Origin of the sequence: Micromonospora sp. LH3U1 (genome assembly GCF_028475105.1) — a bacterium.
Classification (GTDB): Bacteria; Actinomycetota; Actinomycetes; order Mycobacteriales; family Micromonosporaceae; genus Micromonospora.
Map to the genome: position 1 here is coordinate 5,870,503 of NZ_CP116936.1, position 15,736 is coordinate 5,886,238.

The following is a 15,736-nucleotide window of genomic DNA, read 5'->3' on the forward strand; positions in this document are numbered from 1 at the left end:
GCGGGCCGGCCGGAACGCCGGCCCGCGCTGGCGTGCTACGAACTCAGAACAGGGCGCTGGCCAGTGCCCGGCGTGCCGAGGCGACCGCCGGATCGTCCGGGCCTGCGATGGAGAAGAGCGAGACCAGGTGCTGACGGACCGTCTCGCGGTCCTCTCCGGCGGTGCGCCGGACCAGACCGACGAGCCGGGCGTACGCCTGCTCGGCCAGGCCGCTGAGCACCTCGATGTCGGCGGCCAGCAGCTGGGCGGCCACGTCGTCGGGGGCGCTCTCGGCAGCGGCCAGCGCGGTGGCAGGGTCGGCGCCGGCCACCCGGCGGGCCACCCCGACCTGGGCCAGCCCCGCCGTGGCCGCGGCGTCCGCCGGTGCGTCGGCCAGGATCTTCCGGTACGCCTGCTCGGCGGCGTCCAGATCGCCGCTCATCAGGGCGTCGTCCGCCTCGTCGAGGCGGGGGTCCTCCGGCTCGGCCACGGCCACTCCGCCGGCCTTGAGCACGGCCTGGAGCCACTGCCGCAGCTGCGCCTCGGGCACCACTCCGGAGAAGGCATCGACCGGCTGACCGCCAACGACCGCGTAGACCATGGGGATGCCCTGGACCCGGAACATCTGGGCGATTCGCGGGTTTTCCTGCACGTCGACCCGTGCCAGCACCCAGGTGCCGCCGCCCTCGGCGTTCAGCCGCTCCAGGACCGGGGCGAACTCGTCGCTCTCCGGGAAGCCGGCCGCGCCGAAGAACACGACGACGGGTGTGGCCATCGACCGATCGAGCACCTCGGACTGGATTGTCGCTTCGGTGACGTCGACGATGGCGGTGTCACCGCCGGCGGTTGACGCGCCGGGGGTGCCGTTGGACGGGCCGCCCTGCGGGGGCGTGCCGGGGCGGGTACTGGCTGGTGCGGGGCCACGCAGCGTGCTGAGGTCGACCGCGCCGCGGGTGAAGATCGACGAGGTGATCCGTGGGTCGCTCATGGTTACCTAGTCTCGCACGTGAGCCCCCGATCTCTGCTCACCCGCAACCCCGACGTTGCAACTCTCACCCCGCCATCCCGCCCCACCCCCAAACCCGCCCCGAGCCCCACCCCAGACCCCGGCCCACCCACGCGATCTTGCACTTTCTGCCGCCAGAAAGCGGCATTCACACCGTTTGCCGGGACAGCAAATGCAAGATCGCGGGGGTGGGGTGGGGTGGGGTGGGGTGGGGTGGGGTGGGGTGGGTTAGAAGCGGGCGGGTTCGCGGTAGGTGCCCCATTCGGCGCGGAGCGCGTCGCAGATCTCGCCCAGGGTCGCTTCGGCGCGGACCGCGTCCAGCATGGCGGGGATCATGTTCTCGTCGGTACGGCTGGCGTCGACCATCCGGGTCACCGCCGCGCGGACCGCCGACTCGTCCCGGGCACCCTTGCGCTCGGCGAGCACCCGGCGCTGCTCCAGCTCCACCTCGTGCGAGATGCGCAGGATCTCCAGTTCCTTGGCGACCGTGCCGGCGTGGCAGTTGACCCCGACGATCTTCTTGTCGCCCTTTTCGAGGGCCTGCTGGTAGACGAAGGCCGACTCGGCGATGTGCCCGGTGAACCAGCCGTCCTCGATGCCACGCAGGATGCCCGAGGTCATCGGACCGATCTGGTGCGGCCCGTCCCCGCCGAGCTGCCGGATCCGGGCGAAGATCTCCTCCGCCTCGGCTTCGATCTTGTCGGTCAGCGCCTCGACGTACCAGGAGCCGCCGAGCGGGTCGGCCACGTTGACCACGCCCGTCTCCTCCATCAGCACCTGCTGGGTACGCAGGGCGATCTCGGCGGACTCGTCGGTGGGCAGCGCCAGGGTCTCGTCCAGCGCGTTGGTGTGCAACGAGTTGGTCCCACCGAGCACCGCCGCCAGTGCCTCGACGGCGGTCCGTACGACGTTGTTGACCGGCTGCTGCGCGGTCAGCGACACTCCGGCGGTCTGCGTGTGGAACCGCAGCCAGAGGGCCTTCTCGCTGGTCGCGCCGTAGACGTCGCGCAGCCAGCGGGCCCAGATCCGGCGGGCGGCGCGGAACTTGGCGATCTCCTCGAAGAAGTCGAGGTGCGAGTCGAAGAAGAAGCTCAGCCCCGGCGCGAAGACGTTCACGTCCATGCCTCGCGAAAGGCCCAGCTCCACGTAGCCGAAACCGTCGGCCAGCGTGTACGCCAACTCCTGTGCGGCGGTCGAGCCGGCCTCGCGGATGTGGTAGCCGGAGACCGACAGCGGCTTGTAGCGCGGGATCTCCCGGGCGCAGTATTCCATCAGGTCGCCGATCAGGCGCAGGTGCGGCTCCGGGTCGAAGAGCCACTCCTTCTGCGCGATGTACTCCTTGAAGATGTCGGTCTGCAGCGTGCCGTCCAGCTTGGACAGGTCGGCGCCCTGCCGCTCGGCGGCGACCAGGTACATGCAGAACACCGGCACGGCCGGGCCGGAGATGGTCATCGAGGTGGTGACGCCGGCCAGGTCGATGCCGTCGAAGAGCGCCTGCATGTCGGTGGCGGTGTCGATGGCGACGCCGCAGTGGCCGACCTCGCCGAGCGCCTGCGGGTCGTCGGAGTCGCGGCCCATCAGCGTCGGCATGTCGAACGCGACCGAGAGGCCACCGCCGCCGGCGCCGAGGATCATCTTGTAACGCTCGTTGGTCTGCTGGGCGTTACCGAAGCCGGCGAACTGACGGATCGTCCAGGTCCGCCCGCGGTAGCCGGTCGGATACAGACCCCGGGTGTACGGGTATTCGCCCGGCCAGCCGATCCGTTCAAAGCCCGGGTACGCGCTGCCCTCCGGCGGCCCGTAGACCGGCTCCACCGGCATCCCGGAAAGCGTGGTGAAGTCCGCGTCCCGTTTGCGCGCGGCGTCGTACCGGGCCTGCCAGCGCGCCCGTCCGGCGTCGATCTCGTCGGCGTCCATGAGCAGGGCTCCTCCTCGGGTCCTCGACTGCACGTCGAGTGTAAGGCCCCCACCTGAACGATCGCTAAGTCACGTCGTACCCGTGGGTAACGTGAATTCCAGGTCGGCCGGCAGGCCGAGTACGTGGGCCCGACCAGAGTCCAACTCCCGCCAGGTGCCGGTGCGACGGTGGCCGTTGCCACCGTCGCACCGGAATGAGGCGTCTCCGGTGCCACGACGGACGGACGTATGTCATCCCCGCACGATTGCCACCGGCGGCCCACCGCCAGCCGAGGTCAGGAGACCGATCTCAGTAGCGGGTCTTCACGAGGAACATGTAACCAACCACCACGGTGCCGTTGTAGTTGTACATCGGCCAGCACTGCTGGGGCGACGTCCACGACGACACGTACGTCGGCCGCGCCGCCTTGCACGCCGCCATCGTCGGGTACATCGGGCTGTTGTAGTCCGCAAGAGCGGGCGAGGCGGTGCCCAGCACCAAGCCGCCGGCCAAGGCGGCAGCAGCGATGAGGGTGCGGCGGCGGGGATGACGCGAACTCTTCGCCATCTTTACTCCATCCTGGTGAGATCGTCCATTAAGGATCTTGACGCCAGGAGCATAGGGGCACCCACCGGGACACGCACGCTGGGCGGCTACCTCTACGGCCGACGCTGTCTTCGCCGCCCTCACCGCAGCATGGAGCCCACCGTCACGCCCGACAAGCTTCTTCGGCCGGCATCTAGCCAGTCCGACCTGTCGTGGGTCAGGCCGTCGGAGCTGCGGGCGCGTCCATCGCCACGTCGTCGACCCGGATGTTGACCTCGTCGACCCGCAGCCCGTACGCCTCGACCGCCTCGGTCACCCGGGCCCGCACCTGGCCGGTGATCTCCGGCACCGGCTGACCGGCCTGGATCACCAACACCAGGTTGACCACGGCGGCGTCCCCGGTCACGTGGGCCGAGCAGCCACGCCGGGCGTCGCCCACCTGATCCAGCCCGACCCGGTCGAGCACCGAGTTGAAGAACCGGGCCACGTCCCCGCCCAACTCGGCCACACCAGGCACCGCGCGGGCCGCCGCGACGGCGATCTTCTCGATCACCTCGTCGGAGACCTGCGTCGTCCCGCCGGCCGCCGCCGACGCCGTGGTCAGCTCCTGCGTCGCCTCGTGGTCCACGTCCCGCTCCCGCCCTCACCAACGACTGCCGGCCTCCGGCCGCACGCGAAGCGACCTCGCGCATCCGCGAGCTTACCGCCTCGTCGATCTAGGGACTATCGTCGTTCGTGGAGATCAACTCACGACAACCAGCCCTAGATCGGCGCGGCGGGGGTCAGCGGGCTAGCTGGGCGAGCAACTCGTTCGCTGCCGTGTACGGGTCATTCGCGCCCTCGGCCACCTGGGCGGCGAGTGTGGACAACTGCGTACCGTCGCGCAGTGAACCGATCCGGGCGCGGAGCACGCCGAGCGCGATCGCCTCGACCTCGGCGGCGGCCCGCGCCTCCTGGCGGCGGCGTAGCTCGCCGTGCTCGACCAGCCAGCCCCGGTGCTTGTCGATCGCCGCGGCGATGTCGTCGATGCCCTCGCCCCGCGAGGCGACCGCGCGGACCACCTGCGGTCGCCACTGCCCCGGGCCGCGCTCACCGAGGGCGATCATGCCCTGGATGTCACGGACCGTGGCGTCGACGCCGTCCCGGTCGGCCTTGTTGACCACGAACACGTCGGCGATCTCCAGGATGCCGGCCTTGACCGCCTGGATCGCGTCGCCCATGCCGGGGGCGAGCAGCACCAGCGTGGTGTCGGCCAGCGAGGCGACCTCCACCTCGGCCTGCCCGACGCCGACCGTCTCCACCAGCACTACGTCGCAGCCGGCGCCCTCAAGCACCCGGACCGCCTGCGGCGTCGCCGCCGCCAGCCCGCCGAGGTGCCCCCGGCTGGACATGGACCGGATGTAGACGCCCGGATCGGTGGCGTGGTCCTGCATCCGCACCCGGTCGCCGAGGATCGCCCCGCCGGTGAACGGACTGGACGGGTCGACCGCCAGCACGCCGACCCGGTGCCCACGCGCCCGCAGCGCGCGGACCAGCTCGTTCGTGGTGGTCGACTTACCCACCCCGGGCGAACCGGTCAGCCCCACGACCTGCGCCTGCCCGGCGTACGGTGCCAGCGCGGCGGCGATTGCCGGCAGCAACGCGTCGCCGTTCTCCACCAACGTGATCAGTCGGGCCACCGCGCGGGGGTCGCCCGTGCGGGCACGTTCGACCAGCAGCGGTACGTCCCGACTGCGGCGCACCGACGTGGTGCCCGCTGCCGGGACGTGCTCAGCCGCTTCGCTCACTGCGCCGTCTCTGTTCGCGACTGCGGGGCTCGCAAGATCGGCTCACTCCTCGCGCTCACTGGTTGTTCTCAGCCTTGCCCGGAACGTGGATGATCAGCGCGTCGCCCTGGCCACCGCCGCCGCAGAGCGCCGCCGCGCCGGTGCCGCCGCCGCGCCGCTTCAGCTCCAGGGCGAGGGTGAGTACGAGACGCGCGCCGGACATGCCGATCGGGTGCCCCAGCGCGATCGCGCCGCCGTTGACGTTGACCTTGTCCGGGCTGATGCCGAGGTCACGGGTGGACTGCACACCGACCTGCGCGAACGCCTCGTTGATCTCGATGAGGTCCAGGTCCGCGACGCTCAGGCCGCCCTTCTTCAGGGCGTGGTTGATCGCGTTCGACGGCTGCGAGTGCAGGGAGTTGTCCGGGCCCGCCACGTTGCCGTGCGCACCGATCTCTGCGAGCCAGGTCAGCCCCAGCTCCTTGGCCTTGGCCTTGCTCATGACGAGCACCGCGGCGGCGCCGTCGGAGATCGGCGACGAGCTGCCGGCGGTGATGGTGCCGTCCTTGGCGAAGGCGGGGCGCAGCTTGGCCAGCGACTCGACGGTGGTGTCCGGGCGGATGCCCTCGTCCTCGCTGATCACCAGCGGGTCACCCTTGCGCTGCGGGATCACCACCGGGGCGATCTCCTCGGCGAAGTGGCCGTTCTTCTGCGCCGCGGCGGCCCGCTGGTGGCTGGCCGCGGCGAAGGCATCCTGCTCGGTGCGGGAGATGCCGTGCTTGGTGCCGAGCCGCTCGGTCGACTCGCCCATCGAGCAGCAGTCCCACGCGTCGCTGAGCCCGTCGTGCGCCATGTGGTCCTTGACCACCACGTCGCCGTACTTGTAGCCGGTGCGCTGGCCCATCAGCAGGTGCGGGGCGTTGGTCATCGACTCCATGCCACCGGCCACCACGATGTCGAACTCGCCGGCACGGATCAGCTGGTCGGCCAGGGCGATGGCGTCCAGGCCGGAGAGGCAGACCTTGTTGATGGTCAGCGCCGGCACGGACATCGGCACGCCGGCCTCGACCGCGGCCTGCCGCGCCGGGATCTGACCGGTGCCGGCCTGCAGCACCTGTCCCATGATCACGTATTGGACCTGGTCCGGGCTGACGCCGGCACGCTCCAGCGCCGCCTTGATGGCGATCCCGCCGAGCTTCGTGGCCGGGAGGTCCTTGAGGTTGCCCAGCAGCCGGCCCATCGGGGTCCGCGCGCCGCTGACGATCACCGAAGCCATGCCTGCCTCCGAAGGGGTGCCGAGCTGTACGCCTTAACGATTGTTCGGTCAGACTAGCGCCATGGCTGAGAACTCCCCCGTCGAGCCCGGTGCGGACTACGTCACAGACATCGGGCTCCGCAAGATTGACCACGTCGGGATCGCCGTGGCCGACCTGGACGCCGCGATCGACTTCTACCAGCGAACGTTCGGGATGCGCTGCGTACACATCGAGACCAACGCCGAGCAGGGCGTCCGGGAAGCGATGCTCTCTGTCGGGCCGACCACCGAGGGCGGCTGTGTGCAGCTGCTCGCCCCGCTCACCCCGGAGTCGACGATCGCCAAGTTCCTGGACCGTAACGGGCCGGGCGTGCAGCAGGTCGCGTACACCGTGGTGGACATCGACGCGGCCTGCGCGGCGCTGCGCGCGCGGGGGATGCGGCTGCTCTTCGACGCACCGCGACGTGGCACCGCGGACTCGCGAATCAACTTCGTGCACCCGAAGGACGCTGGCGGCGTCCTCGTCGAACTCGTCGAGCCCGCCGCCTCCCACTGACCGCCCGAGCGCGCTCGCCCCGACCTCGGGCGGACCCGCGCCGGGCCCCGACGTCAAGATCCGCACAACTTCAGGGATGTAGTGGCCTCAGGCGCGGCGGAGGCACCTACATCCCTGAAGTTGTTGGCACCCGTACCCCCGTGAAGTCCGTTTGCGCGCACGTCAGTGCGCGGTTGGCGGGGCGGCCGGACACCTTCACGCATCGGCCGATGCAGTTTTTCACAGAGGACTTCCCGGCCTAGCTACCGTTCAGTAACGTCCGGCCCCACAGGAGCGCGACCGGTGCCGGATGTGTCGAATGCCGACATGGCGGTCGTGCCCACCGGCGCCGACGATGGCAGCACCCAGGCCCGTGCGGGTGCGGACGAACCGGAGGTCACCGTGCAGGACATCCTCGAAGCGATCATGGCGGCGGAGGAATCGAACGATCCAGACCGCGAGCTCGCCAGCGTCGCCAGGCTGCCCGTACCAGAGAGCTACCGGGGTGTGGTGGTCCGCGCCGAAGAGGCCCGGATGTTCGACGGCATGGCCACCCGGGACAAGGACCCCCGCAAGGCGCTGCACGTGCAGGAGGTGCCGACGCCGGAACTCGGGCCGGGCGAAGCCCTGGTCGCAGTGATGGCCAGCGCCATCAACTACAACACGGTGTGGACCAGCATCTTCGAACCGCTGCCCACCTTCAAGTTCCTCCAGCGCTACGGCCGGATCTCCGAGCTGACCCGCCGGCACGATTTGCCGTACCACGTGGTCGGCTCGGACGCGGCCGGCGTGGTGCTGCGCACCGGCCCCGGGGTGACCCGGTGGGCACCCGGCGACGAGGTGGTCGCGCACTGCCTCTCCGTCGAGTTGGAGGACGCGGCGGGGCACGACGACACCATGCTCGACCCGCAGCAGCGGATCTGGGGCTTCGAGACCAACTTCGGCGGGCTCGCCGAGCTGGCCATCGTCAAGGCCAACCAGCTGATGCCCAAGCCGCGGCACCTGAGCTGGGAGGAGGCCGCCAGCCCCGGGCTGGTCAACTCCACCGCGTACCGGCAGCTCGTCTCGCACCACGGGGCCAACATGAAGCAGGGCGACGTGGTGTTGATCTGGGGCGCCTCCGGTGGCCTCGGCGGGTACGCCACCCAGATGGCGCTCAACGGCGGCGCGATCCCGGTCTGCGTCGTCTCGTCGCCGGAGAAGGCCGAGTTGTGCCGCAAGATGGGCGCTGAGCTGGTCATCGACCGGGCGGCGGAGGGCTTCCGCTTCTGGAAGGACGAGGAGACCCAGGACACGGACGAGTGGCGGCGCTTCGGCGAGCGGATCCGTGAGTTGACCGGCGGCGAGGACCCGGACATCGTCTTCGAGCACCCGGGTCGGGAGACGTTCGGTGCCAGCGTCTACGTGGCCCGGCGCGGTGGGACCATCGTCACCTGCGCATCCACGAGCGGCTTCTTGCACCAGTACGACAACCGCTACCTGTGGATGCACCTCAAGCGGATCGTCGGCAGCCACTTCGCCAACTACCACGAGGCGTGGCAGGCCAACCGGCTGGTCGCGCTCGGCAAGGTGCACCCGACGGTGTCCCGCACGTACCCGTTGGAGCAGACCGGCCAGGCGGCGTACGAGGTGCACCGCAACGCCCACCAGGGCAAGGTCGGGGTGCGCTGCCTCGCACCCACCGACGGGCTGGGCGTACGCGACGGGGAGTTCCGGGCCCGGCACGAGGACGCGATCAACCGGTTCCGGGGGCACTGACCGGCACCGCCGGTTCCAGAGGCACTGACCGGCACCGCCGGTTCCAGAGGCACTGACCGGCACCGCCGGTTCCGGGGGCGCACCGGCACTGCCGGTTCCGGGGCACTGACCGGCACCACCGGACGGACGGTTGAACGCTGGATGGCCAATGCGGTGATCGGCCATTGTTCTTCCGCCCCATTAGCGGAAACCCGCACGGATCGAACAAAGGGCCTCGGGGTAACCCCCCGGGGCCCTTTTCCGCGTCACGCTCCGTGGCGTCCGACCTGCCCGGGACCTGCCAAGATCGCCGATTGGTCCACCCCCGCCGATCGCGGCAGTTGACCATGTAAAGAGGGCACGAAAGCTTCGCACCGCTCTTGCGAAGCACCCTGGGGCGTCTGCCAGTATGTCCCAATGCCCCAGCAGCAGTCCTCCCCTCTCGCGTTCTTCGATAACGCGAACTCGCAGCCAGATTTCACCGTCGGCCTGCGCGGATACAACACTCACCAGGTCGACGACTTCCTCGGCCGGATGACCGCCGCGCTGACCCAGTCCGAGCAGGCCCGTGCCGAGGCCGAGCAGCGGATGAACGACGCCCAGCGTCGGCTCCGCCAAGCCGAGCAGCGCATGAGTGCGCTGGAGCAGAAGCTCACCGACACGAACAAGCAGCTCGAAGAGAACAGCCGACCCACCCTCTCCGGGCTCGGCACCCGCGTCGAGCAGATCCTCCGGCTCGCCGAGGAACAGGCCAACGACCACCGCAACGAGGCGAAGCGCGAGTCGGAGGGCATCCTCTCCGCCGCCCGCCTCGAGGCCCGCGAGATCACCGACAAGGCGCGCGCCGAGGCCGCGGCCATGAAGGCCAGCGCCGAGCGCGAGGCGGGCAACCTGCGCACCGCTGCCGAGCGCGAGGCCGCCGAGGTCCGGGTGCAGGCCCGCCGTGAGGCTGACACCCTGCGCGCGGACGCCGACCGCGAGACCAAGCAGCTGCGTACGGTCACCGCGCACGAGGTGGCCGAGCTGAAGTCGACCGTCGAGCGGGAGGTCGCCACCCTCCGGGCCACCGCCGAGCGGGAGATCACCCAGCAGCGGGCGAAGGCCGCCCGCGAGGCCGAGGAGAAGCGCGCCGAGGCGACCAAGCTGCTGACCGACGCGCGGGACAAGCGTGACAAGGACCTCCAGGCTCTGGAGCTCCAGCTGGCCGAGCGCCGTGAGAAGTCCGAGCGTGAGGAATCCGAGCGGCACGCCGCCCAGGTGTCGCAGACCCAGAAGATGGTCAGCGAGGCCGAGCAGCGTGCGCGGGCCGCGCAGGAGCGGGCCAAGGAGATCGAGCAGCGTGCCGAGGCTCGGCGGGTCGAGTCGGAGCGCAACGCCGCCGAGACGGTGGACAAGGCCAAGGCACACTCCGAGAAGACGCTCAACGAGGCGAAGGCCGAGTCGCAGCGCCTGCTCACCGAGGCCCGCACCGAGGCCGAGCTGACCACGCAGGCCGCCCGCCGCGAGGTCGACGACCTCACCCGGCAGAAGGACGCGGTCACCTCGCAGCTGGGCCAGATGCTCTCCGGGCTCGCCGGCATCGTCCCGGGTATGCCGGCGGCGGCCGCTCCGGCGGCCAAGCCGGAGGCGAAGAAGACCGAGGGCGGTCAGGAGCGGGTGCCGGCGGAGACCGCCGGCTGACCCGAGGGCGTCGAGTTTGGGGCATCGACGGCGCGAGGTGACACTGGGTAACCGGTGCCACCTCGCGCCGTATGCGTTTCCCAGCCCGTGGTCTCCCCTGGCCGGAATGGAGTGAAGTAGCTCCCACAAGGGGCGTCCGTATCGCCCCAGCAGGGCCCGTTGCGTGTGAGGATGGGGGCATGTCGCACGGCGAGGAACTGTTCGCTCTCGGCGGGGACGTGACGACGGAGCCCAGCTTCGAGTCCGCTCTGCGGGGGTATGAGAAGAAACAGGTCGACCGGTATGTCGCGCGTGCCGAGCACGAGATCGCGACCCTCGCCTCCGAACGGGAACAGGCGTATACACAGATCCACAAGCTCGCCGGCCAGGTCGAGGTGCTCCAGCGCGACCTGACCCAGGTGCGCAAGCAGATGAACGTGGTCGACCGGGCCTCGTTCAAGCACCTCGGTCCCTTGGTCGGCTCGATCGTCACTCAGTCCGAAGAGCTGGCCGAGCAGATCCTGTCCGATGCGAACGTGGAGATCGAGGCCCGCCGTGCCGCGGCCGAGCACATCATCGAGGAGGCCCGCGAGCAGGCCGCGCGGGCACTGAAGGACTTCGAGATCGCCCTCGCCGCACGGCGTACCGAGGAGGAGCGGCACAGCGCCGCCCGCCGGGCCGAGGCGGAAGCGACCCTGCGGTCAGCCAAGGACGAGTCGGCGCAGCTGCTCAAGACGGCGCAGGACGCCCTGGCAAAGGCCCAGCAAGAGGCCACCCAGCTGCGGGACACCGCCAAGGAGATCCACACCCGGGCCCAGCAGGAGTCGACCAAGCTGCGCGAGACGGCCCGCGAGACGCTGGCCAACGCTCGGCAGGAGGCCAACGACCTGCGGGAGACCGCCAAGGAGGTGCACGCCAAGGCCCTGCAGGAGGCCAAGCGGCTCACCGACACGGCGACCGAGGCCGGTCGGGCCACCCACGCCAAGGCGCAGCAGGAGGCCAAGCAGATCATCGACGACGCGTCGATGGCAGGGCGGGCCACGCGCGCCAAGGCGCAGCAGGAGGCGGAGCGGCTGACCACGCAGGCCTCCGAGTCGGCCAAGCGCAGCCGTGCCGACACCGAGGCGTACGTGCAGCGGATGCGCGCCGAGACTGAGGCGTACGTGCAGCACTCCCGGGCGCAGACCCAGGAGGAGCTGGGCGCGTGGCGGGCCGGCGTGGAGCAGGAGGTCAACTCCCGTCGGGAGGCCGCCGACCGGGAGCTGGCGCAGCGGCGGTCCACGGCCGAGCAGGAGTTCGCCAAGCGCCGCGATGAGCTGGACAAGCAGCACACGTCCCGCCAGCAGGAGCTGGAGACCGCGTTCACCAGCCGTCAGCAGGAGTTGGATACGGGTTTCACCACCCGCCGCGACGAGCTGGAGGCCGAATACTCCGGCCGCAAGAACGAGCTGGAGACCGAATACTCGACGCGCAAGGACGAGCTGGAGACCACGTACACCGCTCGTAAGAACGAGATCGAGCAGGGCGCGGCCGGAATCCGCCAGGCGGCCGAGCAGGACGCGGCGGCGCTGCGTCAGCGGTCGGAGGCGGAGGCCACCGAGTTGCTGCGCGGGGCCGAGACCGAGGCCGGTGACAAGCGCCGCAAGGCCGACGAGCATGTCGCGGCCTCCCGTCGGCAGTTCGAGGAGTACGCGGCCACCACCCAGCAGCACCTGGCCACCACCCAGCAGCACCTGGCGGCCACCCAGCAGGAGTCGGCAGCGGGCCGGCAGCAACTTGCCCAGGTGATGTTGGAGATCGCCCAGGCCCAGCAGCAGCTTGCGGACCTGCGGCAGGAGACCTGGAAGTCCCGGCAGGAGTCCGACGAGCTCCAGCGGCAGATGGCCGAGCAGCGGTTGCAGAGCGTGGCCGGCCCGATCGACGGCCCGACCGCGAGCGCGCCGGCCACCGGCGACGGCGTGGGCAGGAGCGTGCCCGGCGGCGGGGACGACGGCGCGACGGTGACCGCCGACGTCGATTCGGTGACCGCCGATGCGGGCACGGCGTCCGGCTCGGGTGTGGGCACCGGACTCAAGGCCGAGCCCACCGACGTCAGGCAACCGGTGAATGCCGGTTCGGGGGACGCCGGGCAGTCCACGACCCGGCCGGTCGCCGAGCCGGTGACCACGGTGGACGGCGGCACGGCGAGCGCCGGGGTGGACGGCGAGCCGACAGTCGCCGCTGTTCCGGGCGTGGGTGGCCGAGACGCCAAGCCCACCAAGATCACCAGCACCGGCGAGAACGGCAAGCGGCCCACCAAGCCGACGACCGACGAGCGCAGCGCCAAGCCCAGCAAGGTCACCATCGAGAAGGATTGACCGCTGTCCGACGTGGCGCGGTGAGCCCCGGTCGCGGCCCAGAGTCATGATCGACACGACATTGCCAATGTCGGGGTATCCCGCTGCCCGGACACCCCGATATCAGCGATGTCGAGTGAATCCGGTCATGGTGTGGTGCGGTCCGGGGGTGGGTCGATAATCGGGCGACGGAATGGGCCCCACGCCACGAAGCGCTCGAACAGCTCCCTGGGCGCCGGCCCGTCGTAGGGGTTGAGCTGGTACAGGTCGTGCGCCGCCTCGTGGTAGAGCCCAGCGAGATAGATGGTCAGCGCCGCCGGGTCCGCGTCGAACTCGGCCTTGAGCAGCAGCCGGGCGTCCGCACAGGGCCAGGGCTGGCCGTCGGCGCGGCAACACCACATCGGGCGCAGCGGGGTGTGCGGCGTCCGGGCGCCGCAGGGTCGGGGAAGCATGGGGTACGGCCCGAGCCGCGGCTGCGGCAGCCCGGACATCGGCAAACGCGCCTGACCACCTGGTCTGGAGCCCGGCGGTGTGCAGCCGCTGGACGACCGCGACGACGAGGTGACGGTGACGGGCAGCGACCGGCCGGCATGGCGAGACGTGGGCATGAGGTGACCTCCTCGACAGGAAACACAGGTGTCGCCGGGCGACAGGGCTTCGGCACGGCGGAAGCCGGTCATCCGGTACGTGACAGTCTGCTGAGGACACCGCTACGGTCGGAAGGCATCGTCGCGTCTGGCGGCGTGACTGCGTCAATGACGTGGCCCGCCGGGCCGGCCGGTGGAGACAACCCCCCAACTGCGGAGGCACTGTGGAAGGCGACGCCGCGCCGACGGCCGACATGATCCGCGCCCAGTTGCGCCGGCTACGGACCGCCGCCGGGATGAGTCAGGAGGACTTCGGCCGGCTGGTGCACTACTCCGGCTCGATGGTGTCCGCGCTGGAGCTGGGTCAGCGTCCGCTGGACCGGCTCTTCCTGGCCCGCGCCGACGAGGTACTGACCACCGGCGGCCTGCTCGTCTATCTGCTCAAGCTCGCCGAGCGGGACGGCCAGCCGAGCTGGTTCCGGCCCTGGCTGGACGCCGAGCGCAGCGCCCGCCAACTGCGCTGCTTCCAACCCACGCTGATCCCCGGCCTGCTTCAGACCGAAAACTACGCCCGCGCCGTCATCCGCTGCGACGATCTACTCAGCGACGAAGAGGTGGAACGACGGGTACACGCCCGCCTGGATCGCCAGTCGCTGCTGGTTCAGCCGGAGCCGCCGCAGTTCATCGCGGTCATTGACGAGTTGGTGCTGCGGCGTAGCGGAGAAGACATTCGAGGACTGATGGTCGAGCAGATCACCCAACTGGTCGCCAGCCTGGCACGACCCCACGTCAGCTTGCACATCGTTCCGGCCGAGGTCGGATTGCACGTTGGCCTGTCGGGTCCGTTCAACCTGGCCCGCGGCGCGGACGGCGGTTGGGTGGGGCACATGGAGCACCAGATTGACGGCCTCGTGGTCGATGGCGACCATGAGGTGGCTACGCTGCTGGCGCGTTGGGAGATGATCAGAAACACTGCACTGCCCCGCCAGCAGTCGATCGAACTGATGAAGGAAGTTGTGACGTCATGGACCTGACCGACGCACGTTGGCGTACGTCCAGCCGCAGCGGTAACGGCGAGTGCGTCGAGGTGGCGGACAACCTGCCCGGGGCCGTCGGCGTACGGGACAGCAAGGACCCGTCCGGTGCGGTGCTGGTGTTCGCGCCGGCCGCCTGGCGGGCGTTCGTCGCTGTCGCCCGTCGTCCCACCGCCTGACCAGGGAGTCGTGATGCCTCAGCACGGCCCGTCAGCCGACGATCCGGACGCGCCCCCCGGTCCTCCGCCAACTGGAGCGCCGACGGCCGAAACACCACCGGCGGAAACGCCGCCTCCGGTGCCGGTCCCCGCGCCGGGGATCGACCCGGATGAGCCGCCAGCCGTCCCGTCCGGAAAGTTCGGTACGCCGGGCCGTCCGCTGCGCCGCAGCAGTTTCCTGATCGGCTTCACGGGTGCGCTGGGCGTGCTGCTGGCGTACACCCTCTATCTGGGGATTCGCAATGCCGGCGGCATCCTGGTGCTGGTGGTGATCGCGCTCTTCCTCGCGGTCGGCCTCAACCCGGCGGTGGTCCGGCTAACCCGCTGGGGCGTGCCGCACGGCCTGTCGGTGGCGGTGGTCGCGTTGACCGTGGTGCTGCTGCTCTGCGGTGGCGTGGTGGCGCTGGTCCCGCCGATCGTCACTCAGTCGGGGCAGTTCATCGACCAGATCCCGAGCCTGCTCGACGAGTTGCGCCGCAACCCGACGGTCAATGACCTGGTGGAGCGGTACGACGTGGTGGAGCGGGTGCAGAGCGCGGCCAACGCCCAGACGGTGGGTCGGGCGCTGGGCGGGGTGCTGGGCGGCGCGCAATTGATCTTCGGCACGGTGTTCCGGACGCTGACGGTGCTGGTGCTGACCATCTACTTCCTGGCGTACTTCAACCGGCTGCGTTCCCTGGGCTACTCGTTGGTGCCCCGGTCGCGGCGGGAGCGGGTGCAGCTCATCGGCGACGAGATCCTGGCCAAGGTGGGCGCCTACATGGTCGGCGCGCTGAGCATCGCGGTGCTGGCCGGCGCGACCACCTTCGTCTTCGCGCTGATCGTCGGGCTGCCGTACCCGTTCGCGCTGGCCGTGGTGGTCGCGGTGACCGACCTGATCCCGCAGATCGGGGCCACCCTGGGCGCGGTGATCGTGAGCCTGGTCGGCTTCGCCTCCGACCTGCCCATCGGCATCGCCTGCGCGGTCTTCTTCCTCATCTACCAGCAGGTGGAGAACTACCTGATCTACCCGAAGGTGATGCGGCGCTCGGTGGAGGTCAACGAGGTGGCCGCCCTGCTGGCCGCGCTGCTCGGGGTGGCGCTGCTGGGCGTGGTGGGCGCGCTGATCGCCATCCCCACGGTGGCCGCGCTGCAACTGATCCTGCGCGAGGTGGTGCTGCCCCGTCAGGAGATCCGCTGAC

The 15,736-nt window shown here is 70.4% G+C and carries 14 protein-coding genes; 7 read left to right on the top strand and 7 right to left on the bottom strand.

Features of this window, described 5'->3' with window-relative positions; genetic code table 11:
* Positions 1-43 precede the first annotated feature (43 nt).
* The 6 genes from PCA76_RS26875 to PCA76_RS26900 all read right to left on the bottom strand — a co-directional run bounded on the left by PCA76_RS26875 (position 44) and on the right by PCA76_RS26900 (position 6,470).
* Entirely contained in the window at positions 44-967 is a 924-nt protein-coding gene (locus PCA76_RS26875) for a tetratricopeptide repeat protein (protein ID WP_272613235.1), read from the bottom strand.
* Between the two features lie 246 nt (positions 968-1,213).
* A complete protein-coding gene (locus tag PCA76_RS26880; RefSeq protein WP_272613236.1) occupies positions 1,214-2,902 on the bottom strand; it encodes an acyl-CoA mutase large subunit family protein in 1,689 nt (562 codons plus the stop codon).
* A 289-nt stretch (positions 2,903-3,191) separates the two neighbouring features.
* Positions 3,192-3,449 (bottom strand): hypothetical protein, encoded by a 258-nt coding sequence (locus tag PCA76_RS26885; RefSeq protein ID WP_272613237.1) that lies wholly within the window; start codon positions 3,447-3,449, stop codon positions 3,192-3,194.
* Between the two features lie 196 nt (positions 3,450-3,645).
* Positions 3,646-4,056 carry an Asp23/Gls24 family envelope stress response protein gene (locus PCA76_RS26890; RefSeq protein WP_272613238.1) on the bottom strand — a complete coding sequence of 137 codons (411 nt, stop codon included), beginning with the start codon at positions 4,054-4,056 and terminating at the stop codon, positions 3,646-3,648.
* A gap of 154 nt (positions 4,057-4,210) precedes the next feature.
* Positions 4,211-5,215: a methylmalonyl Co-A mutase-associated GTPase MeaB gene (gene meaB / locus PCA76_RS26895; protein ID WP_272613239.1), complete on the bottom strand. Its 1,005-nt coding sequence runs from the start codon at positions 5,213-5,215 to the stop codon at positions 4,211-4,213.
* Positions 5,216-5,270: 55 nt separating this feature from the next.
* Complete coding sequence (locus PCA76_RS26900; protein ID WP_272613240.1) at positions 5,271-6,470, bottom strand: acetyl-CoA C-acetyltransferase; 1,200 nt, start codon at positions 6,468-6,470, stop codon at positions 5,271-5,273.
* A 61-nt stretch (positions 6,471-6,531) separates the two neighbouring features.
* Here PCA76_RS26900 and mce point away from each other — a divergent pair, with 61 nt between their 5' ends.
* From mce to PCA76_RS26920, 4 genes are all read left to right on the top strand, one after another.
* A complete protein-coding gene (gene mce, locus PCA76_RS26905; RefSeq protein ID WP_272613241.1) occupies positions 6,532-7,005 on the top strand; it encodes a methylmalonyl-CoA epimerase in 474 nt (157 codons plus the stop codon).
* Positions 7,006-7,386: 381 nt separating this feature from the next.
* Positions 7,387-8,742, top strand: a complete 1,356-nt coding sequence (gene ccrA / locus PCA76_RS26910; protein ID WP_272619653.1) for a crotonyl-CoA carboxylase/reductase — start codon at positions 7,387-7,389, stop codon at positions 8,740-8,742.
* A 396-nt stretch (positions 8,743-9,138) separates the two neighbouring features.
* Positions 9,139-10,401, top strand: a complete 1,263-nt coding sequence (locus tag PCA76_RS26915) for a DivIVA domain-containing protein (protein ID WP_272613242.1) — start codon at positions 9,139-9,141, stop codon at positions 10,399-10,401.
* A 179-nt stretch (positions 10,402-10,580) separates the two neighbouring features.
* A complete protein-coding gene (locus PCA76_RS26920; protein ID WP_272613243.1) occupies positions 10,581-12,737 on the top strand; it encodes a hypothetical protein in 2,157 nt (718 codons plus the stop codon).
* Between the two features lie 125 nt (positions 12,738-12,862).
* Here the strand turns inward: PCA76_RS26920 and PCA76_RS26925 are convergent, their stop codons facing one another.
* Positions 12,863-13,207, bottom strand: coding sequence for a hypothetical protein (locus tag PCA76_RS26925; RefSeq protein WP_272613244.1), 345 nt, complete (start codon positions 13,205-13,207; stop codon positions 12,863-12,865).
* Between the two features lie 350 nt (positions 13,208-13,557).
* Between PCA76_RS26925 and PCA76_RS26930 the strand changes: the two genes are divergently transcribed.
* The 3 genes from PCA76_RS26930 to PCA76_RS26940 are packed head-to-tail and all read left to right on the top strand — an operon-like array spanning position 13,558 to position 15,735.
* Positions 13,558-14,337: a helix-turn-helix domain-containing protein gene (locus PCA76_RS26930; protein WP_442930283.1), complete on the top strand. Its 780-nt coding sequence runs from the start codon at positions 13,558-13,560 to the stop codon at positions 14,335-14,337.
* Positions 14,328-14,516: a DUF397 domain-containing protein gene (locus PCA76_RS26935; RefSeq protein WP_272613246.1), complete on the top strand. Its 189-nt coding sequence runs from the start codon at positions 14,328-14,330 to the stop codon at positions 14,514-14,516. Before PCA76_RS26930 ends, PCA76_RS26935 begins: the two co-directional genes overlap by 10 nt.
* Before the next feature lie 13 nt (positions 14,517-14,529).
* Positions 14,530-15,735 carry an AI-2E family transporter gene (locus tag PCA76_RS26940; RefSeq protein WP_272613247.1) on the top strand — a complete coding sequence of 402 codons (1,206 nt, stop codon included), beginning with the start codon at positions 14,530-14,532 and terminating at the stop codon, positions 15,733-15,735.
* The last annotated feature ends 1 nt before the right edge of the window (position 15,736 follow it).